This window comes from Yinghuangia sp. YIM S10712 (assembly GCF_051388935.1).
Taxonomy (GTDB): domain Bacteria; phylum Actinomycetota; class Actinomycetes; order Streptomycetales; family Streptomycetaceae; genus Yinghuangia.
The window spans coordinates 208,180-230,288 of sequence record NZ_JBPKBI010000004.1 but is presented as its reverse complement, the minus strand read 5'-3'; the positions used below and the strand labels follow the sequence as shown (position 1 = coordinate 230,288).

Annotated in this window: 17 protein-coding genes and 1 pseudogene; 13 read left to right on the top strand and 5 right to left on the bottom strand. The window is 69.3% G+C overall.

The window, feature by feature from the left end; translation table 11 throughout:
* Positions 1-40: 40 nt before the first annotated feature.
* Positions 41-1,057: an NAD(P)/FAD-dependent oxidoreductase gene (locus ACRX5W_RS12965; protein WP_436788218.1), complete on the bottom strand. Its 1,017-nt coding sequence runs from the start codon at positions 1,055-1,057 to the stop codon at positions 41-43.
* Between the two features lie 321 nt (positions 1,058-1,378).
* Positions 1,379-2,227: pseudogene (locus ACRX5W_RS12960) on the bottom strand (PAC2 family protein); the annotation flags it as partial.
* A 348-nt stretch (positions 2,228-2,575) separates the two neighbouring features.
* Between ACRX5W_RS12960 and metH the strand changes: the two are divergent.
* The 5 genes from metH to ACRX5W_RS12935 all read left to right on the top strand — a co-directional run bounded on the left by metH (position 2,576) and on the right by ACRX5W_RS12935 (position 10,667).
* Entirely contained in the window at positions 2,576-6,058 is a 3,483-nt protein-coding gene (gene metH / locus ACRX5W_RS12955; protein ID WP_436788217.1) for a methionine synthase, read from the top strand.
* Positions 6,059-6,103: 45 nt separating this feature from the next.
* Positions 6,104-6,997 (top strand): methyltransferase domain-containing protein, encoded by an 894-nt coding sequence (locus ACRX5W_RS12950; RefSeq protein WP_436788216.1) that lies wholly within the window; start codon positions 6,104-6,106, stop codon positions 6,995-6,997.
* Positions 6,998-7,305: 308 nt separating this feature from the next.
* A complete protein-coding gene (locus tag ACRX5W_RS12945) occupies positions 7,306-8,010 on the top strand; it encodes an HAD family hydrolase (protein ID WP_436788215.1) in 705 nt (234 codons plus the stop codon).
* A 543-nt stretch (positions 8,011-8,553) separates the two neighbouring features.
* On the top strand, positions 8,554-9,984 hold the full coding sequence (locus tag ACRX5W_RS12940; protein WP_436788214.1) for a sensor histidine kinase: 1,431 nt from the start codon (positions 8,554-8,556) through the stop codon (positions 9,982-9,984).
* A complete protein-coding gene (locus tag ACRX5W_RS12935; protein ID WP_436788213.1) occupies positions 9,981-10,667 on the top strand; it encodes a response regulator in 687 nt (228 codons plus the stop codon). Before ACRX5W_RS12940 ends, ACRX5W_RS12935 begins: the two co-directional genes overlap by 4 nt.
* A gap of 33 nt (positions 10,668-10,700) precedes the next feature.
* On the opposite strand, the gene ACRX5W_RS12930 is transcribed toward ACRX5W_RS12935, so the two are convergent.
* Together ACRX5W_RS12930 and ACRX5W_RS12925 are read right to left on the bottom strand one after the other, a co-directional pair.
* The gene (locus tag ACRX5W_RS12930; protein ID WP_436788212.1) at positions 10,701-11,639 is read right to left on the bottom strand and encodes a RecB family exonuclease; all 939 of its coding nucleotides are present in this window, start codon (positions 11,637-11,639) and stop codon (positions 10,701-10,703) included.
* Positions 11,640-11,757: 118 nt separating this feature from the next.
* A complete protein-coding gene (locus tag ACRX5W_RS12925; protein WP_436788211.1) occupies positions 11,758-12,867 on the bottom strand; it encodes a M50 family metallopeptidase in 1,110 nt (369 codons plus the stop codon).
* Positions 12,868-13,119: 252 nt separating this feature from the next.
* Between ACRX5W_RS12925 and ACRX5W_RS12920 the strand changes: the two genes are divergently transcribed.
* Together ACRX5W_RS12920 and ACRX5W_RS12915 are read left to right on the top strand one after the other, a co-directional pair.
* On the top strand, positions 13,120-14,004 hold the full coding sequence (locus ACRX5W_RS12920; protein WP_436788210.1) for a tRNA (adenine-N1)-methyltransferase: 885 nt from the start codon (positions 13,120-13,122) through the stop codon (positions 14,002-14,004).
* 108 nt (positions 14,005-14,112) lie between these two features.
* Positions 14,113-14,952: a hypothetical protein gene (locus tag ACRX5W_RS12915; RefSeq protein ID WP_436788209.1), complete on the top strand. Its 840-nt coding sequence runs from the start codon at positions 14,113-14,115 to the stop codon at positions 14,950-14,952.
* A gap of 154 nt (positions 14,953-15,106) precedes the next feature.
* Here the strand turns inward: ACRX5W_RS12915 and ACRX5W_RS12910 are convergent, their stop codons facing one another.
* Positions 15,107-15,394: a ferredoxin gene (locus tag ACRX5W_RS12910; protein ID WP_436788208.1), complete on the bottom strand. Its 288-nt coding sequence runs from the start codon at positions 15,392-15,394 to the stop codon at positions 15,107-15,109.
* A 223-nt stretch (positions 15,395-15,617) separates the two neighbouring features.
* Between ACRX5W_RS12910 and arc the strand changes: the two genes are divergently transcribed.
* The 6 genes from arc to prcA all read left to right on the top strand — a co-directional run bounded on the left by arc (position 15,618) and on the right by prcA (position 22,062).
* On the top strand, positions 15,618-17,390 hold the full coding sequence (arc, locus tag ACRX5W_RS12905; protein ID WP_436788207.1) for a proteasome ATPase: 1,773 nt from the start codon (positions 15,618-15,620) through the stop codon (positions 17,388-17,390).
* Positions 17,391-17,701: 311 nt separating this feature from the next.
* Positions 17,702-19,207, top strand: a complete 1,506-nt coding sequence (gene dop, locus ACRX5W_RS12900; protein WP_436788206.1) for a depupylase/deamidase Dop — start codon at positions 17,702-17,704, stop codon at positions 19,205-19,207.
* Between the two features lie 410 nt (positions 19,208-19,617).
* A complete protein-coding gene (locus ACRX5W_RS12895) occupies positions 19,618-19,833 on the top strand; it encodes a ubiquitin-like protein Pup (protein WP_436788205.1) in 216 nt (71 codons plus the stop codon).
* Between the two features lie 180 nt (positions 19,834-20,013).
* Positions 20,014-20,424, top strand: a complete 411-nt coding sequence (locus tag ACRX5W_RS12890) for an endonuclease VII domain-containing protein (RefSeq protein ID WP_436788204.1) — start codon at positions 20,014-20,016, stop codon at positions 20,422-20,424.
* A complete protein-coding gene (prcB, locus tag ACRX5W_RS12885; protein WP_436788203.1) occupies positions 20,376-21,221 on the top strand; it encodes a proteasome subunit beta in 846 nt (281 codons plus the stop codon). The genes ACRX5W_RS12890 and prcB overlap by 49 nt, the downstream gene beginning before the upstream one ends.
* A 64-nt stretch (positions 21,222-21,285) precedes the next feature.
* Positions 21,286-22,062, top strand: a complete 777-nt coding sequence (prcA, locus tag ACRX5W_RS12880; protein ID WP_436788202.1) for a proteasome subunit alpha — start codon at positions 21,286-21,288, stop codon at positions 22,060-22,062.
* The last annotated feature ends 47 nt before the right edge of the window (positions 22,063-22,109 follow it).

Sequence of the window (22,109 nt, the reverse complement as noted above, 5' to 3'; positions counted from 1 at the left end):
GGCACCTCGGTGCCGCGGCCCCCACCTGGGCGCGTTTCGGTCAGGCGGAATCGGACGAGTGGCCCGGGAACACCTTCGCCGCCGGGTCGACCACCGTCATCGCGTTGTTGACCGCGGTGGCCGCCTCGCCGAACCCGGTCGCGATCAGCTTCACCTTGCCGTCGTAGTCGGCGATGTCGCCGGCCGCGAACACCCGGGCGAAGTTGGTGCGCATCGTCGAGTCGACGAGGATGTGCCGCTTGCGCTGCTCCAGGCCCCACCGGCTCATCGGCCCCAGGTCCGCCACGAAGCCCAGCGCCGCCACCACCGCCTGCGTCGGGAGCGTGCGTACCGCCCCGTCCAGCTTGGCGACGATGTCCGCCGCCTCGACACGGCCGTTCCCGTGCAGCTTGGCGACCTCGGCGGACGTTATGACCTCCACCCGCGACGTCAGGACGCGCTGCACGGTGTGCTCGTGGGCGCGGAACTTGTCGCGCCGGTGCACCAGCGTTACGGACTTCGCCAGCGGCTCCAGGCTCATCGCCCAGTCGAACGCCGAGTCCCCGCCGCCGACGATCAGCACGTCGAGGTCGGCGAGCTCGGCCAGGCGCGGCACGAAGAACATCACACCGTCGCCGGTGAATGCGTCGGCCGCCGGCAGCGGACGCGGGCTGAACGTGCCGATCCCACCGCTGATCAGCACCACCTTGGCGGTCACCGCGAGCCCGGTGTCGCAGGTTACGGTGACCGACTCGTCACCGTGGTCGAGTTGTTCGGCGCGGTGCCCGAGCAGATACACCGGATCGAACTGCCCGGCCTGTTCGCCGAGCGCGTCGACGAGATCCTGACCCTTGACGGCCGGGAACCCCGCCACGTCGTAGATCATTTTTTCGGGATACATAGCGGTGATCTGGCCGCCGATCTCCGGCAGCGAATCCAGCACCGCGACGCGAAGGCCGCGGAAACCGGCGTAGTAGGCGGCGTACAGGCCGGTCGGACCCGCTCCGATGATCAGCAGATCCGTCTCGACCGGCGCCGGAACGCCTGCGGGGTCGACAGGCTGGACGGGCTGGGACACGCGTGCTCCCTCCGTTAAGGGCGTGCGTGGACGGCCGGCCGCTTGTCTTCCCGCCGACCGGGTTCGCGAAGGCAGGTCGGCCCTGATTCGACCTGCCGCGGAAGCCGCGACGACCCTATCGACGGCAGCCTGGTGGCACAGGCATACGTGCCCCTCATCACACCCGGAAAGTCATCAACCGCCCGTAATCGGGCGGGATGCCAGGCTTTGCCGCCCCTCGCGGCCGTGCTTCGGATGAACCCGAACGGGTTACACGACGCCGGCCTGGACGGACGTATGACACACGGGTACAGCGCCCCAAGACACGTGTCGACCCGGCTACTGGCCGGTCTCGCCGCCCTTGCGCCGCAGGTAACGCTCGAACTCCAAGGCGATCGCCTCACCCGACGCTTCGGGGAGGTCCTCCGCGTCACGCGCCGCCTCCAGCGCCTGCACGTACTCGGCGACCTCGGCGTCCTCCGACGCCAACTGGTCCACCCCGAGCTGCCACGCCCGCGCGTCCTCGGTGAGCTCGCCCATCGGGATCGACACGTCCAGGAAGTCCTCCAGCTTGCGCAGCAGCGCGAGCGTCGCCTTCGGAGAGGGCGCCTGCGACACGTAGTGCGGCACCGCGGCCCAGAATGTCAGCGCGGGCATCCCCGCGTGCGCGCATGCCTCCTGGAGCACACCCACGATGCCCGTCGGCCCTTCGTACTTGGTCTGCTCCAACCCCAGACCGCGCGCGACCACCGAATCCGACGTCGTCCCGGTCACCGGAACCGGACGGGTATGCGGCGTGTCACCCAGCAGTGCGCCCAGCGTCACCATGGTCTCGACGCCCAGCTCGTGCGCGAACCCCAGCAGCTCGTTGCAGAAGGACCGCCACCGCATGTTCGGCTCGATGCCGTGCACCAGCACGATGTCGCGGCGCGGCTCGGGCACCCGCACGACCGCAAGGCGCGTCGTCGGCCACGTGATGCGCCGCGTCTCGCCGTCCAGCCACACGGTCGGCCTGTTGACCTGGAAGTCGTAGTAGTCCTCCGCGTCCAACGCCGCGAAGACCTCACCGCCCCAGACCTGGTCGAGGTGCGCGACGGCGGCGGACGCGGCGTCGCCCGCGTCGTTCCACCCCTCGAACGCGGCCACCATGACGGGGTCCACCAGCTCGGGGATGTCGTCGAGCTCGATCAAGCCGGTGCCTCCTCGCCGGCCTCAGCCGGCCATCGTCGATTCGTACCGTCGTTCCTACCCAGGTCCGTCGTGTCCAGCCTACGGCTTCCCGCCCGAACGATCCGGGCGGGCCGCACGCCGGCCGGATGGCGTCCCCGGGCCGATCCCTGGGGAACACGGCCGAGGCCGCCGGTGTTCCCGCCTCCGGACTGCCCGGCTCCGGCGGGCCCATGCTGTGAGATGCGCCCACCTGGTGGGATGCCAGAAGAGATCCGGGCGCGGCGCGGTTAGGCTGTTCGCGGCCCTCATGCGGGCCAGGCCCGGCCCGGGCCGCGAAGCCGACAGCCGTCGCACCCAGGGAGAATCCTGATGACCGCAGCATCTGCGACCCCCCAGCAACTCCGTACCGCACTCGCCACCCGCGTCGTCGTCGCGGACGGCGCCATGGGCACGATGCTGCAGGCGCAGGACCCCACCCTCGACGACTTCCAAGGCCACGAAGGCTGCAACGAGATCCTCAACATCTCGCGCCCCGACATCGTGCGCTCCGTGCACGAGGCCTACTTCTCGGTCGGTGTCGACTGCGTCGAGACCAACACGTTCGGCGCAAACCTCGCCAACCTCGGCGAATACGACATCGCCGATCGGATTTTCGAGCTCTCCGAGGCCGGCGCGCGAATCGCCCGCGAAGTGGCCGACGGATTCTCCACCGCCGACCAGCCCCGGTGGGTTCTGGGCTCGATCGGCCCCGGCACCAAGCTGCCCAGCCTCGGCCACACCACCTACGCCGCGCTGCGCGATGCCTACCAGGCCAACGCAGCCGGGTTGATCGCCGGCGGCGCCCACGCGCTGCTCGTCGAGACGACCCAGGACCTCCTCCAGACGAAGGCGTCCGTCATCGGCGCACACCGCGCCAACGCGGCCGCCGGGACCGACCTCCCCGTCTTCGTCCAGGTCACCGTCGAGACCACCGGCACCATGCTGCTCGGCTCCGAGATCGGCGCCGCCCTCACCGCCCTCGAACCCCTCGGCGTCGACCTCATCGGCCTCAACTGCGCCACCGGTCCCGCCGAGATGAGCGAGCACCTGCGGCACCTCGCCCGGCACGCGGAGATCGGTGTCTCCGCGATGCCGAACGCGGGCCTGCCCGTACTCACCAAGGACGGCGCCCACTACCCGCTCACCCCCGAGGAGCTGGCCGACGCGCACGACGTGTTCACCCGCGAGTACGGCCTCGCGCTCGTCGGCGGCTGCTGCGGCACCACGCCCGAACACCTGCGGCAGATCGTCGAGCGCGTCCGGGGCCGCGAGCTGACGCAGCGGAACGTGCGGCACGAGCCGAGCGCGGCCTCGCTGTACCAGTCCGTCCCGTTCCGGCAGGACACCTCGTACCTCGCCATCGGCGAGCGCACCAACGCCAACGGCTCCAAGGCATTCCGCGAGGCGATGCTCGCGCGGGATTGGGAGAAGTGCCTGGAGATCGCCCGCGACCAGTCCCGTGACGGCGCCCACATGCTGGACCTGTGCGTCGACTACGTGGGCCGCGACGGCACCGAGGACATGCGCGAGCTCGCCACCCGCCTCGCGACCGCGACCACGCTGCCGATCGTCCTCGACTCGACCGAGCCCGCCGTCATCCAGGCCGGCCTCGAAGCGCTCGGCGGACGCGCCGTCGTCAACTCCGTCAACTACGAGGACGGCGACGGCCCCGACTCGCGGTTCGCCCGCATGGCCGCGCTCGCCAAGGAGCACGGCGCCGCCGTCGTCGTCATGGCGATCGACGAGGAAGGCCAGGCGCGCACCGCCGAGCGCAAGGTCGCGATCGCCGATCGTACGATCACCGACCTGCGCGACAACTGGGGCTTCAAGGTCTCGGACGTCATCGTCGACTGCCTCACCTTCACCATCTGCACCGGGCAGGAGGAGACGCGGCGCGACGGCCTAGAGACCATCGAGGCCATCCGCAGGCTCAAGCAGCTCCACCCCGACGTGCAGACCACGCTCGGCCTGTCCAACATCTCGTTCGGCCTCAACCCCGCCGCGCGCATGGTGCTCAACTCCGTGTTCCTGCACGAATGCGTCCAGGCCGGGCTCGACTCGGCCATCGTGCACGCCTCGAAGATCCTGCCCATGGCGCGCATCCCCGACGAGCAGCGCGAGGTGGCCCTCGACGTCGTCTACGACCGGCGCCGCGAGGGGTACGACCCCCTCACGCGTTACCTCGAACTGTTCGAAGGCGTCGACACGAGATCGGTCAAGGCCTCCCGCGCCGAAGAGCTTGCCGCGCTCCCGCTCCAAGAACGGCTGGAACGCCGCATCATCGACGGCGAGCGTCAGGGCCTCGAAGCAGACCTGGACGAGGCGCTCGCCACTCGGCCCGCCCTCGACATCATCAACGACACCCTGCTCGAAGGCATGAAGGTCGTCGGCGAACTGTTCGGCTCCGGTCAGATGCAACTGCCGTTCGTGCTGCAGTCCGCCGAGGTGATGAAGACCGCCGTCGCATACCTCGAACCGCACATGGAGAAGACCGACGCCGACGGCAAGGGCACCATCGTCCTGGCCACCGTGAAGGGCGACGTCCACGACATCGGCAAGAACCTTGTCGACATCATCCTGAGCAACAACGGCTACAACGTGGTCAACATCGGCATCAAACAGCCGGTTTCGGCCATCCTCGAAGCCGCCGAGGACCACAAGGCCGACGTCATCGGCATGTCCGGTCTCCTGGTGAAGTCGACCGTCATCATGAAGGAAAACCTGGAGGAGCTGAACCAGCGCGGCCTGGCCACCGGCTACCCCGTCATCCTCGGCGGCGCCGCCCTCACCCGGGCCTACGTCGAGGAAGATCTCCACGACATCTACGCCGGCGAAGTCCGTTACGCCCGCGACGCGTTCGAAGGCCTCCGGCTCATGGACGCGCTCATGGGCGTCAAGCGCGGCGTGCCCGGCGCCGAACTGCCGCCGCTCAAGCGCCGGAAGGTCGCCGCCGCGTCCCTCGTCGAGACCGCCCCCGAAGACATGCCCGCGCGATCCGACGTGTCCACCACCAACCCCGTCCCCACCCCGCCGTTCTGGGGCGACCGCGTCGTCAAGGGCATCCAGCTCGCCGACTACGCCTCCTGGCTCGACGAACGCGCCACGTTCATGGGCCAGTGGGGCCTGAAGCCCACGCGTGGCGGCAGCGGGCCGACGTACGAGGAACTCGTCGAGACCGAAGGGCGCCCACGCCTGCGCTACTGGCTCGACCGGCTCGTCACCGACAACCTCCTCGAAGCCGCCGTCGTCTACGGCTACTTCCCCTGCGTGTCCAAGGGCGACGACCTCATCGTGCTGCACGAGGACGGCTCCGAGCGCACACGCTTCACGTTCCCCAGGCAGCGCCGCGACCGCCACCTGTGCCTCGCCGACTTCTTCCGCCCCGAGGAATCCGGGGAGATCGACGTCGTCGGCTTCCAGGTCGTCACCGTCGGCTCACGCCTCTCCGACGCCACCGCCGAGCTGTTCGCCGCCAACTCCTACCGCGACTACCTCGAACTCCACGGCCTGTCCGTGCAGTTGGCCGAGGCGCTCGCCGAGTACTGGCACGCGCGCGTACGCAGCGAGCTCGGATTCGCCGGGGAGGACCCCGCCGACCTCGACGGCATGCTCAAACTGGACTACCGCGGTGCCCGGTTCTCCCTCGGGTACGGAGCGTGCCCCGACCTGGAGGACCGCGCCAAGATCGTGACTCTGCTCGACCCCACCCGGATCGGCGTCAACCTGTCCGACGAATTCCAGCTCCACCCCGAGCAGTCGACCGACGCCATCGTGCTGCACCACCCGGAGGCGAAGTACTTCAACGCCCGGTGAGCCGCCGACCGGCGCACCCGACCGCACCCGACCGCACCCGACCGCATGAGTCCGCACGAAACCGCACGAACGTCACAGGAGGCACAGGAAACGGCAGTGCTGCACGACATCGCCGACATCCTGCGCTGCCCGCACTGCCAGGCGTCTCTCGACCACGACGCGGGCCGCCGCGTGCTGCGCTGCGCCGCCGGACGCCACACCTTCGACATCGCCCGCCAGGGGTACGCCGGACTCCTGGCGGGCGACGCCAACACCGGCACCGCCGACACCGCCGCCATGGTCGCGGCCCGCGACGCCTTCCTCGGAGCCGGCCACTACCGCCCCATCGCCGACGCACTCGCCGCGCACGCCGCCGACACCACCGCCCCCGGCGTCATCGTCGACGTCGGAGCCGGCACCGGGCACTACCTCGCCCACGCCCTCGAAGCCGCACCCGGACGACTCGGCCTCGCCCTCGACATCTCCAAATACGCACTGCGCCGCGCCGCCAAAGCCCACCCGCGCGCCGCCGCGGCGTCCTGCGACGCCTGGCAACCCCTGCCGGTCCGCGACGGCACCGCCGCGCTGGTCCTCAACGTGTTCGCCCCGCGCAACCCCGCCGAGCTGCGCAGAGTCCTTCATCCGCAGGGCAGGCTCGTCGTCGTCACACCCACCGTCCGGCACCTCGCCGAGCTTGTCACCGTGCTCGACCTCCTCAGCGTCGACGACGACAAGAAGGCCCGCCTCGACGCCGCACTCAGCCCGTATTTCACCCCGCTGGACGCCCGAAGCGTCGCGTTCCGCATGACCCTCGGCCACGCGGACGCCGCGAGCGTCGTCGCCATGGGCCCGAGCGCATGGCACACCGACCCGGAAACCGTGCGCGGCAGGATCGCCGCCTTGCCCGCGCCCCTGCACGTCGGCGCCGAAGTCACCGTTTCGGCCTACGCACCCCGCTGAACCTCGCCCGGCGTTCCGTTCCCCTGCCGGCCAGACCGGGCACGCCCCGTATCGGCGCGTGTGCGCGGACCCGACGCCGCCCGAACACCCCGCGACAATCGCCCGACCCCGCCGCGAACACCGCGCCAAACCTGGGCCAAGACCCGCGACGCGCCGGTGCCCGCGCTTGCCTCCAACCGCCCCGCCGCGCACAATCGAGGGCCCATCACCAGCGAGCGAGCGAGTGGAGGAGGGGGCGCGACGCGTCGCCCGACCCGGCCATCGAAACCGGAGACCGATCGGGCCAGGAGAACGAAAGGCAGGTGGCCATGACGGCTCTCGAAGCCCACGCCTACCCCGGTGCGGCCCAGGACCTCCAAGCGGTGCTGTGCGACATGGACGGCACCCTGGTCGATACCGAACGAAGCTGGTTCGCCACCGAGGTCTCGGTCATGGCCGACCTCGGGTTCCACCTCGGCCCCGAGCATGCCGAACGCCTCCTCGGCAGTCCCATGGACCCCGCCGTCGCCTACCTGATCGGCGTCTCCGGCGTCGACATCGCCCCCGCGGAACTCGAACGCCGCATCAACGCCCGCATGGTCGAAACCCTCAGCAGCGGCGTCGACCTGCGCCCCGGCGCCAAACGCCTGCTCGCCGAGCTGGACGCCGCCGGAGTGCCGCTGGCCCTGGTGACCGCGTCGTACCGGGCCATCGTCGACGCCGTGCTGCCCTCGCTCGGCGCCCACCACTTCAGCGTCACCGTCGCGGGCGACGAGGTGACCCTGCCCAAGCCCCATCCGGAGCCCTACCTGACCGCGGCCGAGGCACTGGGCGCCGCCCCCGACCGGTGCGTGGTGCTGGAGGACTCCCGCACCGGCGTGGCCTCGGGCGAGGCCGCCGGGTGCGTGGTCGTCGCGGTGCCGAGCATGACGGAGATCCCCGCGGGCCCCCGGCGCACCGTGGTGCCCTCGCTCGAAAGCGTCGACCTGCCGTTCCTGAACCACGCCGTACGCCGGCGCCTGGCCGGTCACTGACCGGTACAGCCGGAGCGGGTGCCTCGAAGACAGCGGGAGCGGACAGCCCATTTGGTCCGTCCGCTCCCGATCCCCGTGCGTTCCCCCGATTGTGTGCTCCGCGGCCGTTCTCCCCGGCCGACCGCGCCCCGTCCGGACCCGGCGCCGGCGCTCCCCTTCGCCGACGGCCGGTTCCGAAGCTTCCGCCGCGCCCCGAAGGGCCGCCCCGCATCCCGAACCCGGTCCACCCCGTGGACCGGCCGCCTCCACAAAATCCCCCGTGGATCTTGTGACGACGTGGACGACGCGGACGCCGTCCCGGGCTGCCAGGGCGGCCCACCGCGGTGGAGCCCCCGTGCACCGACAGTCTCCAGACCACGCGGGTAGACCGTCGTCAGGGAAATCCCTCGATCTCGGGTTCGAGTCGACACGGGACCGCACCCGACCACCACCGCCACCCCCGCTCCTCCCCAGGTCGCACACGAGCCCCACCCGGTCCTCCGTGCGAACGAGACGTCACCCGGACGGCGGATTCTGCTGGTCACAGCATTTACCGTGGACCCTGTGACATCCGCCCACGACGACGCGCATTCCGGCACGCCCGCCACGGCGGACCCGCAAACCCCCCGCGCCACCCCCCGCGCCACGCGCCGGGAACGCCTGCGCGACCGCACGCTCGACTGGCTCGACGAGCTCCACCAGGCCGAGGAAACGGTCCGCTGCAAGCCCACCCCGCTGGACATCCTCCTCGTCGTGGTCCTCGGCGCCCTCGCCATCGGCGGGCTGTTCATCGACGATCTCGGCGACACCCAGCGGCGCGAACCGGACGCGTTCGGAGTCGTGCTCGCGGTTCTGTGCGTCGTACCGCTGTTGTGGCGCTCCAGTCACTCGCTCCGCGTCCTGGTCGCGGTCACCATTCCGTTCCTGATCCTGGCCGCGAACCACTACAGCGCCACGGGAGCCAGCCTCGGCCAGCTCGTCGCGATGTACAGCGCCGCGGTCAGCCGCCCGCGCATCCCCGCCGCGTTCGCCCTCTTCTTCGCCGAAGGCACCACCCTGCTGTGGCTCGCCATCGGACGCCGCCAACTCGGCTTCGTGGACGTCCTCGCCAACCTCGCCGCGCTCTTCGCGGTCTGGGCATTCGCCCGCAGCGTCGGATTCCGCCGCGCCTACACCGCCGAACTCGAGGCCCGGGCCGATCGGCTCATGCACACCCGCGAAGCCGACACACGCGCCGCACTCGCCGAGGAACGCGGACGCATCGCCCGTGAGCTCCACGACGTCGTCGCCCACCACGTGTCCGTCATGACCGTGCAGGCCTCCGCCGCGCAGCGCACCATCGCACGCAACCCCGACCGCGCCCGCGAGGCCATGGCCGCCGTCGAGCAGACCGGGCGGGCGGCACTCGTCGAGATGCGGCGCCTCGTCGGCATTCTGCGCGGCAACGAAGAGGAAGCCGGCGGAACGGTCCAGCTCAACGAAGGCCACAACGCGCCGCAGCCCGGCCTCGACGCGCTGGAAGTGCTCGTCCAGCAGGTGCGCGAAGCCGGTGTCCCCGTCGAGCTGTCCATCGAAGGCGTCCCCACCGAGCTGCCCCCCGGAATCGACCTCGCCGCGTACCGCATCATCCAGGAAGCACTCACCAACACCCTCAAACACGCCGGGCCGGCGGGCTCCCGCGTGCTGCTGCGCTACCGCCACGACGAGCTCCTCGTCCGCGTCGCCGACGACGGCCGCGGAGCCGCCGCGAACCTCGACGCACGCGACGACGGACGCACCGGACACGGCCTGCTGGGGATGCGGGAAAGGGTCGCCCTCTACGGTGGACGCCTGTACGCCGGGCCCCGCGCCGGAGGCGGCTTCGAGGTCCTCGCCCGGATACCCCTGCCCCCGGGCGACCGCCCGGCGTCCACGGGGCGCGAACTCCGCACCGACCGCGCCACCGAAACCGACCGCACCGACCGCACCGACCGACTGGAGCAGAACCCAGCATGACGATCCGCGTGATCCTCGTCGACGACCAGCCCTTGCTGCGCACCGGGTTCCGCATGATCCTCGAAGCCGAGCCGGACATCGCCGTCGTCGGCGAGGCAGCCGACGGCCTCCAGGCGGTCGAGCTCGTCCGCACACTGCAACCGGACGTCGTCCTCATGGACATCCGCATGCCGCGCATGGACGGCGTCGAGGCGACCCGCCGCATCGTCGGCGGCCGCGATGGCGGCCAGGCGGCGGCAGGGTCCGCGCGCGTCCTCGTGCTCACCACCTTCGACCTCGACGAGTACGTCGTCGAGGCACTGCGCGCGGGAGCGAGCGGCTTCCTCCTCAAGGACGTCCCCGCCGACGACCTCATCGCCGCCATCCGCGTCATCGCCGACGGAGACGCGCTGCTGGCGCCCAGCATCACGCGCCGCCTCCTCGACATGTACGCCGCGCGCCTGCCCGCAGCCGAGGACCCGACACCCGACACCCTCGCGATGCTCACGGAACGCGAAGTCGAGGTGCTGCGCCTTGTCGCGCGCGGCATGTCCAACGCCGAGATCGCCGCCGAGCTGTTCGTCAGCGAGACCACCGTCAAGACCCACGTCGGCCATGTGCTCACCAAGCTCGGCCTGCGCGACCGCGTGCAAGCCGCCGTCTACGCGTACGAAAGCGGCCTCGTGCGTCCCGGCGCCCTCTGAGGCGCCCGCCGGACCCCCTGCGTCGCCGGCGCGTCAGGCCTGCGCGGGGATCACCGGCAGCGGATAGACCGGCGGTGTCCCGCCGAACTCCGGGCAGACCGCCTGGTGATCGCACCAGTCGCACAAACGCGTGCGCTTGGGACGCCACTCACCGGTCCGTGTGGCGTGCCGGATCGCCTCCCACAGCGCGCGCAACTTGCGCTCCACCGCGAGGAGATCGGCTTCGTCGGGGTCGTACCACACGACGTTCCCGCTGCCCAGATACACCAGTTGCAGGCGCCGGGGCAGCCGTCCGTGCCGGCGCCACAGCATCAGCGCGTAGAACTTCATCTGGAACAGCGCCTTGTCCTCGAACTGCGGCGAAGGCGCCTTGCCGGTCTTGTAGTCCACCACGCGCAGGTCGCCGCCCGGCGCGACGTCGAGCCGGTCGATGTACCCGCGCAGCGTCAGGCCGCCCTCCACGCCTTCCAACTCGGCCTCGACATACAGCTCTCGGCGTGCGGGCTCCAGGAGGTTCGGATCCTCCAACGTGAAGTAGCGTTCGACGAGTTTCTCCGCCCCCGCCAGCCAATCCGCCAACTCCTCGGCCTTCACGGCGCCTTCGCCGTCCGCGAAAAGCTCCGCCAACTCCGGCCGCCGGCTCAGCAGTTCATCCCAGGCAGGCCGCAGCATCGCCACCGCCGCCGCAGGAGTGCGCTCGCCCCGCGGCAGGTCGAACAGCCGCTCCAGCACCGTGTGCACGACCGTTCCGCGCGTCGCGCTCGCACTCGGCTTCTCCGGCAACTTGTCGATCACCCGGAACCGGTACAGCAACGGGCACTGCATGAAGTCGCCCGCCCGCGACGGCGACAACGACACCGCGCGAGAATCGGCCGGGGCTCTCCGCGCCCCACTCTCGGCCGCCGCACCGCCCTCCGCCGCCACGGCGTCGGCAGGACCTGCGGAAGAGGGGTCGGCTCCGGTCACAGTCATGGCATAGCAGCGTACGGGCCGCCCCGGACAACCCCGCATCCGCTCACCCGCGACCCACCCGCAACGGTGAAGCAGGACGTTCGAACGAAACCCGTGCCACCGACACCGAGCGCCGAAGTCACCCGCCGGCCGGGGCCCGACGCATCAAGTCCACGAAAGCCCGTTCCACGTCGCTGCGGGCGAGCACGCCGTACACGCTGCCGTCCGCCTCCACCACGAGGTACTCGCTCGCCGGAGCGGCACGCAACGCGGCCAGAAGATCCTCCCCGGCAAGATCCGCCGAAACCCGCATTCCCGGGCGCAGGTCCCGAGCCAAGGGCCCCACCGGAACCCACGGGCGACGCTGCTCCGGCGTCTCCACCACCCGGGACTCGCGCACGAGCGCGATCGGACTGCCGTTGCCGTCGACGACGACCAGCGCCCGCGCGCCCGCCTCGCCCGCCCGCCGCAGCGCCTCGGCCAACGGCAGATCCGCCGCGACAGGGATCGCCCTCCGCGTCAGCCCCCGCGCCCGAAGCGTGGGCAGCCGTTCGCGCAACTGCTCGGCGCGCAGCGACTGGACCGCACCCGTCCACATGAATCCCGCGATGAGACCGCCGCACACGACCGTGTAGACGCGCACCCACGTCTCGTCGTTGCGCGACCACCACACCGCGCCGAACAGCACCACGACCGCCAGAACACGGCCGGCCCACGATGCCGCAACCGTCCCGGCCATCGGCCGCCGCGTCGCCCCCCACACACCCGCGCGCAGCATCCGGCCGCCGTCCAGGGGCAGCCCGGGCAGCAGATTGAACGCGGCCACCATCAGGTTCGACACCGCCAGCAGTGCCACCATGCGCCCGGCGAACGAATCCACGTCCAACGCCAGCCCGACACCCCAGAACGCGCCCGCCAGCGCCAGCGACAGCACCGGGCCGGCCGCGGCCACCGCGAACTCCCGCCGCGCGGTCTGCGGCTTGTCGATCTCCGAAACCCCGCCCAGGAACTGGATCGTGATCCGGTGCACCGGCAGCCCGAACCGCAACGCCGTGACCGCGTGCGCCAGTTCGTGGACCAGAACGGACAAATAGAGCAACACCGCGAACAGGAACGATACGGCGTAGCGCCATTCGTCCAACCCCGGAAACAACCGCTCGAAGGTCGGTGCGAAAAGCAGCGTGATGATCAGCGCGATGACGAACCACGACGACGAGACGTATACGGGCACCCCGAACGGGCGCCCCATCAGCAACCCGCCGCCCGGCGGCGCACCGCGATCGGGTCCACCCGGTCCACCGGAATCGGGACCCGGCGATCCCGCGGAGGAACCGGACGCCGACCCGGGCACCGACGCGCCCGAGCCCCCCGCCCCGCTCCGCTGATCGTCCTGACCCTGCGGCCCGCCGGAAACACTCACGCCGTCGATGTTATGCGGTGCGTCACCAGGCGGAAGATCCCGTGGCCGAACCGGCCTCCGGCGACCGGTACGCTGGTCCGCATGTCCGAACCGACCGGTGCCGCCCGCCGTCGCGGGCCCTTCCAGGTCGGGGACCAAGTGCAGCTGACCGACCCCAAGGGCCGCCACCACACCTTCACCCTCGAAGCGGGCAAGGCCTTCCACACCCACAAGGGTTCGTTCCCCCACGACGAGCTCATCGGCGCCCCCGAGGGCACCGTCGTGCGGTCCTCAGGGAACTTCGACTACCTGGCGCTGCGGCCTCTGCTCCCCGACTTCGTCCTGTCCATGCCCCGCGGCGCCGCCGTGATCTACCCCAAGGACGCGGGTCAGATCATCGCCATGGCCGACATCTTCGCCGGCGCCCGCGTCGTCGAGGCAGGCGTCGGCTCCGGCGCACTCAGCACCTTCCTGCTGCGCGCCGTGGGCGACCAGGGGCAACTGTCGTCGTACGAGCGCCGCCAGGACTTCGCCGACATCGCGCGCAAAAACGTCGAGCGCTACTTCGGCGGCCCGCACCCCGCGTGGAAGCTCACCGTCGGCGACCTCCAGGACAATCTCGTCGAGACCGACGTCGACCGCGTCATTCTCGACATGCTCGCCCCGTGGGAATGCCTCGAAGCCGTCCACAAGGCCCTCGTCCCCGGCGGCCTGGTCTGCTGCTACGTCGCCACCACCACGCAACTCGCCCGCACCGTGGAGACGATGCGCGCCATGCGGTGCTTCACCGAACCGCAGTCGTGGGAATCCATGGTCCGCACCTGGCACGTCGAAGGCCTCGCGGTACGCCCCGACCACCGCATGATCGGGCACACCGGCTTCCTGGTGACCGCGCGCCGGATGGCCGACGGCGTCGAAGCCCCGATGCGCCGCCGACGCCCCTCCAAGGGCTCCTACGGCGAGGACTACGAGGCCCCCGAGGTCTGACCCCGAAGTCCCGCGCGGGGGCGGCAGACGGGCTACCAGGCCGTTGCCGCCCCCGGATCGCGACTGGGCCTTTCACCGCAGGCCACCGGCCCACTAACGTTGCGCACCGTGGCGGACGAACACACCGTGTCAGGTGACGCGCACAACTCCCCGGAAGTTTCCGAATCGGCACAGCCGGCCTCACCCACGCCCGAACGCGGCGGCGGCGCGGTGCCGGCCCAGGCGAGGGCCCCCGAAGCCGCGCGCGGCGGGCTCATACCCGCCGGCCCCCCGCGGCGGCCCAAGCCGAAACCCGACGTCAAGAACTCTGTGGTGCTCGTGCTCGCCGTCGTCATCCTGGCGTTCACCGGCATCAGCGGCGTCGCGATATGGGCGGCCTCCAACTTCGAAGGCGGACGGCCCGGCATCACCGGCCCCGCCGACGGTCACCGTGAGGACCCGGTCATACCGCCGGCGGAGCGCACCGTGCCGCCCGCCACCGCGGAACCCGTACACGACGCCGAGGCACCGCGCCCCGAGGGCCCCGCGCCCGCCCCTGAACCGACAGTCGCCATCGACACCGCACGAAGCGGTGTGCAGACGGACCGCAACAGCGACCGTGTCCTCACCGTCGACTGGTCCGTCGTCCGCTTTCCGATGGAATGCCACGGAATGCCCTACGACGTCCGCGACGCTCGGCCGCTGACCCCCGACAACAGCGCCTACGTCGTCCAGGTCCGCTGCGGAGCAGGCTCCGGGACCGCCCCCGACGCCCTCTACACCTACGACGTCCCCGCCGACGGGGTCCCGACGCTGGCCTCGACACTCATGGGCGTCGGCGACAACCACCTCGTCAAGTCCGTCGAAGTCCGCGACGGCAACGTGCACGCGACTCTTCTGGGCTGGACCACCGACGAGATCCCGCGCTGCTGTCCCGACATCGAGGAAGTCCGCGTCTTCGTGCCGTGAGGCCGTTGCCGAAATGGCCGGAAACCTCGCCTGAAAGCGCGCGCGCCGCAGGACTTCCTTGGCGCGCACGCCATATGACGCGAAGTCAGACGAAGGTGGCGCATCGTCGCGCTCATGGGTCCTGTGCGGGGACTCTCTTCCGGGGGACGAACCCTCAGGCGGCGTCCGGTCCGTAGACCTCGGCGCCGTCCGAAACACGACGCACATGGATGCACTCACCTGGGCATTTGCGTGTGGCGTCGATCACTTCCACCAGCAGCGACGGCGGAACCGGTACGGCTGCGCCTGCGTCGACGCGCAGTTCGTCGTCGTCGCCCTTGACGTACGCCAAGCCGTCGATGTCGAGCTCGAACACATCGCGGGCGAACTGCACACAAATCCCGTCACCCGTGCAAAGATCCTGGTCGATCCACACCTCAAGAGGCTCATTCTCCGTGGACATCAGGCCTCGCACTTCACCGTTTCACAGACAGAACCGACCAAGAGACCCTACCGCCGGCGGCTTCCCGATGTTGTTCGGTGGGTATCTGCACCACACAACAGTGGGGGCAAAAGCAAGGGTGAAGGTCGGACACGCCCGCACCGTCTTTTGATCAAGGGGTTTCAACCCCTCCTGCCACAGGTAGGGTCGGAGACGTCGCAGCTCCCAGGAGGAGGTGAGGACCGTGGCAGCCCACGACGACGACATGAACCGTGGCGGGAGGCCGGCTCGGGGTACGGACGACCTCATGAGCCAGGTGTCCTTTCTTGAGCAGGAAGTCGCCGTCCTGCGTCGCAAGCTCGCCGACTCGCCGCGTCAGACGAGGATGCTGGAGGAGCGCATTGTCGAGCTCCAGACCAGCCTCGCAGGTCTGACCACGCAGAACGAGCGGCTGGTGGCGACGCTCCGAGAGGCCCGCGATCAGATCGTGGCCCTCAAAGAGGAGGTGGACAGGCTCGCGCAGCCACCTTCCGGATTCGGCGTATTCCTGAACGCAAACGATGACGGCACGGCCGACATCTTCACCGGAGGCCGCAAGCTCCGCGTGAACGTCAGCCCCAACCTCGACCTCGAAGACCTCCGGCGTGGCCAGGAGGTCATGCTCAACGAGGCCCTCAACGTGGTCGACGCCATGGAGTTCGAGCGGATCGGCGATGTCGTGATGCTCAAGGAACTCCTCGAAGACGGCGAACGCGCGCTGGTCATCGGGCACACCGACGAGGAGCGCGTGGTGCGCCTCGCCGAACCGTTGCTCGACGGCCCGCTCCGGGCCGGGGACTCCCTGCTGCTCGAACCGCGCTCCGGGTACGTGTACGAACGCGTCCCCAAGAGCGAGGTCGAGGAACTGGTCCTCGAAGAAGTGCCGGACATCGACTACACGAAGATCGGCGGTCTGCGCAACCAGATCGAGCTGATCCGCGACGCTGTCGAACTGCCGTACCTCCACCCGGATCTGTTCAAGGAGCACGAACTCCGACCGCCCAAGGGCATCCTGCTCTACGGTCCGCCCGGATGCGGAAAGACGCTCATCGCCAAGGCGGTCGCCAACTCCCTCGCGAAGAAGGTCGCCGAGGCCAAGGGAGTCAGCGGCGAGCACGGCAAGAGCTACTTCCTCAACATCAAGGGTCCCGAACTCCTCAACAAGTACGTCGGCGAGACCGAGCGGCACATCCGCCTGGTCTTCCAGCGTGCCCGCGAGAAGGCCAGTGAGGGCACTCCCGTCATCGTCTTCTTCGACGAGATGGACTCGCTCTTCCGCACCCGCGGCTCGGGCGTCAGCTCGGACGTGGAGAACACGATCGTTCCGCAGCTCCTCTCCGAGATCGACGGCGTGGAGGGCCTGGAGAACGTCATCGTCATCGGTGCCTCCAACCGCGAGGACATGATCGACCCCGCGATCCTCCGGCCCGGCCGGCTGGACGTGAAGATCAAGATCGAGCGCCCGGACGCCGAGGCCGCGAAGGACATCTTCGCCAAGTACCTCACCCCCAACCTGCCGCTCCACGAGGACGACCTCAAGGAGCACGGCGACGACAAGATCACCACGGTCGCCAACATGATCCAGCGCGCCGTCGAGCGCATGTACTCCGAGAGCGAGGAGAACCGCTTCCTCGAGGTCACGTACGCGAACGGCGACAAGGAAACCCTGTACTTCAAGGACTTCAACTCCGGCGCCATGATCGAGAACATCGTCGGACGTGCCAAGAAGATGGCCATCAAGGAGTTCCTGGAAGCCGGCCGCAAGGGCATCCGCGTTTCCCACCTGCTCGCTGCCTGCGTCGACGAGTTCAAGGAGAACGAAGACCTCCCCAACACCACCAACCCCGACGACTGGGCACGGATCTCCGGCAAGAAGGGCGAGCGGATCGTCTACATCCGTACGCTCGTCACCGGCAAGCAGGGCGCCGACACCGGGCGCTCGATCGACACTGTCGCCAACACCGGACAGTACCTGTGACACCAGCCGCCGCGGCCCACAGCACGCTGTGGGTCGCGGCGGCATGTGTACGGCAGTCCATCCGCACGAGTCGGGACGGAAGTATCCCGAACCGGTGCGGGCGGTAATAGGCTCAACACGTGGTCTGACCACTCGCGTTGCATTGCCGACCGCCTGATACCGCGCCGATTGCATCCCCGGGAGAGAACTGTTGACGACGTGCACCAGCTCCGTAGACAGTCGCCGCCGACCCGGCGGGCGAGGGGAATAGTAGCAGAGCGTCCTAGAGTGATTGCGATGAGTGGCCAGGGTTTGAACGTCGAGGGGGTCGCATGACCGTCCAGCGCGTGATGGGCATCGAGACCGAATACGGGATCTCCGTGCCGGGGAATCCCGGCGCCAACGCGATGCTGACGTCGTCTCAGGTGGTGAATGCCTACGCGGCCGCCATGCAGCGCGCCCGCCGGGCACGCTGGGACTTCGAGGAAGAGAATCCACTGCGCGACGCCCGGGGCTTCGACCTTGCCCGCGAACTCGCCGACGCCAGCCAGCTCACGGACGAAGACGTCGGCCTCGCCAACGTCATCCTCACCAACGGTGCCCGGCTCTACGTCGATCACGCGCACCCCGAGTACTCCGCACCCGAGACCACCAACCCCCGTGACGCCGTCATCTGGGACAAAGCCGGGGAACGCATCATGGCCGAGGCGGCCCGCCGCGCGGGCGAGGTGCCCGGTGGGCAGAACATCCTGCTCTACAAGAACAACACGGACAACAAGGGTGCCAGCTACGGCTGCCATGAGAACTACCTCATGCAGCGCGGCACTCCGTTCGCCGACATCGTGCGGCATCTCACGCCCTTTTTCGTCTCCCGCCAGGTCGTCTGCGGCGCGGGTCGGGTCGGCGTGGGCCAGGACGGCGCCGCGCACGGCTTCCAGATCAGCCAGCGCGCCGACTACTTCGAGGTCGAGGTCGGCCTGGAGACGACTCTCAAGCGCCCCATCATCAACACCCGCGACGAACCGCACGCCGACGCCGAGAAGTACCGCCGCCTGCACGTGATCATCGGTGACGCCAATCTCTCTGAGGTCTCCACCTACCTCAAACTGGGCTCGACGGCCCTCGTGCTGTCGATGATCGAGGACCGGTTCATCACCCACGACCTGACCGTGGACCAGCCGGTGCGCACGCTTCACCAGGTGTCCCATGACGCCACCCTCAAACAGCTCATCACGCTCCGCAGCGGTCGCAAACTCACCGCTGTCCAGCTCCAGATGGAGTTCCTGGAACTCGCCAGGAAATACGTCGAGGACCGCTTCGGCACCGATGTCGACGACATCACCGCCGACGTCCTGACCCGCTGGGAATCCGTCCTGACGCGGCTGGAGACCGACCCGATGTCGCTCTCGCGGGAGCTCGACTGGGTCGCGAAACTCCAGATCCTGGAGGGCTACCGCCAGCGCGACAACCTCGACTGGGACGCCCCGCGTCTCCACCTCGTCGACCTTCAGTACGCCGACGTACGGCCCGACAAGGGCCTCTACAACCGCCTGGAGAACAGGTTCGAGCGCATCGCCACGGAAACCGAGGTCCAGCGGGCCGCACACCTGCCCCCCGAGGACACCAGGGCCTACTTCCGCGGGCGGTGCCTGGAGCAGTACGCCGACGAGGTCGCCGCGGCCTCCTGGGACTCGGTGATCTTCGACGTGCCGGGCCACGACTCCCTTCAGCGGGTGCCCACCCTGGAGCCTCTGCGCGGTACGAAGGCGCACGTCAAGGAGCTGTTGGACCGCTGCCGCACGGCCGAGGAACTGGTCGCGGCCCTCACCGGAGGCTAGCGCGGGTCGGGTTCCGAGGCGCTGGGTGCGGGGTCGTTGCCGGTGGGTCATCCGACGGGGTGAAAACCTTTGTTCGCGTGCAGGGGAACGCGTTCGCGGATGGGTGAACGTCAGCCGTCCGGGGGAAGAAGCGGGTGGAGGCGCCGGAAACACCGAACGTGTCTTCGAGGACGCGGGCGGTGGTCCCCGGCACCTCACGGCAGCCGGCCGTCCTGAACAAAGGCGATGGGGCGTTCCCTGGCCCCGGAGCCCCGGCAACCTGTGACAAGAAGAATTCCCGAGAGCGGGAACAACTGTCGCCTTACGCTTGTACTGTCTGGTACCCGGCTCCACGGAGCCGTTGGATCAGGCCGTCGGGCGGGACGCGACCGTTCCGCTCAGGATCCGGAAGAAAAGGTGGGGTGAGTCGAATGGCTACCAAGGACACCGGCGGACAGGCTCGCGCGAACAAGCGGTCGGAAGAGGTCGAAGAAAATTCGGCTGAGGCAACTGAGGCCTCTGACCTGCAAGAACGCCAGGAGAAATTGACGGATGACGTCGACTCCGTACTTGATGAAATTGATGAAGTGCTGGAGGAGAACGCCGAGGACTTCGTGAGGGGATTTGTGCAAAAGGGTGGTGAATGAGGTAGATGCCCGTTTTACCCTCGGGCAACAAAGGCTCGCGTTGAAAACGGCATTTGCCGGGTAACCCATTCATCTCCGAGATTTCGCTCGCCGACGCGGTCGTATCGCCGGGAATGTTCGGCGAGCGCTGACACTGAGCGGCGGCGGGCGAAAGGACGAGAAGTACATCCGAAGGCCAAGGTGTCTTCGGGGCATGAGCGGTCCGTCCGTTGTCCGGAAAACAAGCTGCATTTCCCGGATCCCGGCACGCACGCGTTCGACGGTGCGACGGCGTACCGCAGGGTCCGCGACGTGGTGCGGGACCGGGCCCGGCAGGTGAAGCGGACGTACGGCGGCGCGCGGGGTCGCTGCACGCGGACCGTCGAAGAGCAGGTCGGACGTTGTGCGATCTGCCTCGTGGCCAGGGCCGAACACGTGGATCGCGATCACGAAACAGGTAAGGTCCGAGCCGTACTCTGCATCAACTGCAATGCCGTTCTTGGGCACTTCACGGACAGCCCCGACGCTTTGCGCCGGGCCGCCGCCTACTTGGAAGGGATCGTGTGGAAGCCAACACGCGTGGCACCGGGCGTCTACCGGCTGCCTTCCTGACCCCCGGGTCGTCCTCGTTCACCGAGTTCCTGGACGCGTACCAGCCCGAACTGCTGCCCTCGCGGCGCGACGTGCCGGCCAGGCCGGTGACGGTGGAGGCGCCGCACGGGACGACGATCGTCGCGGTGACGTTCCCGGGCGGGGTCGTGATGGCCGGCGACCGCCGGGCCACCATGGGCAATCTCATCGCGCAGCGGGACATGGAGAAGGTGTTCCCGGCCGACGAATACAGCTGTGTGGGCATCGCGGGGACCGCCGGGATCGCCGTCGAGATGGTTCGGCTGTTCCAGGTCGAGCTTGAGCACTACGAGAAGATCGAGGGCGCCACGATGTCCCTCGAAGGCAAGGCCAACCGCTTGTCGCAGATGATCCGCGGCAATCTGGGCATGGCCATGCAGGGCCTCGCGGTCGTGCCGATCTACGCGGGCTACGACTTGGACGAAGGCACCGGGCGCATCTACAGCTACGACATCACCGGCGGGCGCAGCGACGAGCACGGTTTCACGTCGGTGGGGTCCGGTTCGGTGTTCGCGCGCGGGGCGTTGAAGAAGCTGTATCGCGACGATCTGTCGGCCGACGACGCGGTGACGGTCTGCGTGCAGGCGCTGTACGACGCGGCCGACGACGACTCGGCGACGGGCGGCCCCGACCTGTCGCGCAAGATCTACCCGATCGTGACGGTGGTGACCGACGAGGGTCTGAGCCGCTGGAGCGACGAGCAGGTCCGCACGGTGGTCGAGGCGATCGTCGACGGGCGCCGGGTCCGTCCGAACGGCCCGAACGCCCCCTTGAACTGATGGTGTCGACGGTTCGACGGATGGTCGGCGACTCCTTGATCCCCTTCCAGTAAAGGACTCCACGGTGACGACGCCTTTCTATGTGTCGCCGCAGCAAGCCATGGCGGACCGGGCCGACTACGCCCGCAAGGGCATTGCCCGGGGTCGCAGCGTGGTGGTGTTGACGTACGCGGACGGCATCTTGTTCGTGGCGGAAAACCCGTCGCGGGCCCTGCACAAGATGAGTGAGATCTACGACCGCATCGCGTTCGCGGCGGTCGGCAAGTACAACGAGTTCGAGAACCTGCGGATCGGCGGCGTGCGGTACGCCGACATCCGCGGCTATTCGTACGCGCGGCACGACGTGACCGCGCGCGGTCTTGCGAACGTGTACGCGCAGACGCTCGGCACGATCTTCTCCAGCGGTGGGGAGAAGCCGTACGAGGTCGAGCTGATCGTCGCCGAGGTGGGCAGCACGCCGGCCGACGACCAGATCTACCGTCTGACGTACGACGGTTCGATCGCCGACGAGCACCACTACGTGGCGATGGGCGGCAACGCCGATCAGATCACCGAGCAGCTCAAGCGCACGCACCGCGAGGGCCTGCCGCTCGACGAGGCGCTGCGGGTGGCTGTGGACGTCCTCGGGCCGGAGGGCGCCGAAAAGCGCCGGATCACGGCGGCGCAGCTTGAGGTCGCGGTGTTGGACCGGACGCGCACGCAGAAGCGCAAGTTCAAGCGCATCGTGGGTGCGCAACTCGGTCGGTTGCTGGGCGAGTCGGCGTCGGCGTCCGAGGGGACGCCGGAGTCGGGCGACGCACCGGCTGCGGGCAACGGTACGGCCGGATCTGCCGAGGAGTAGCGGGAGTTCGGCATCGGACGCCACGGGCGCGCCCCCCACCGGGGGCG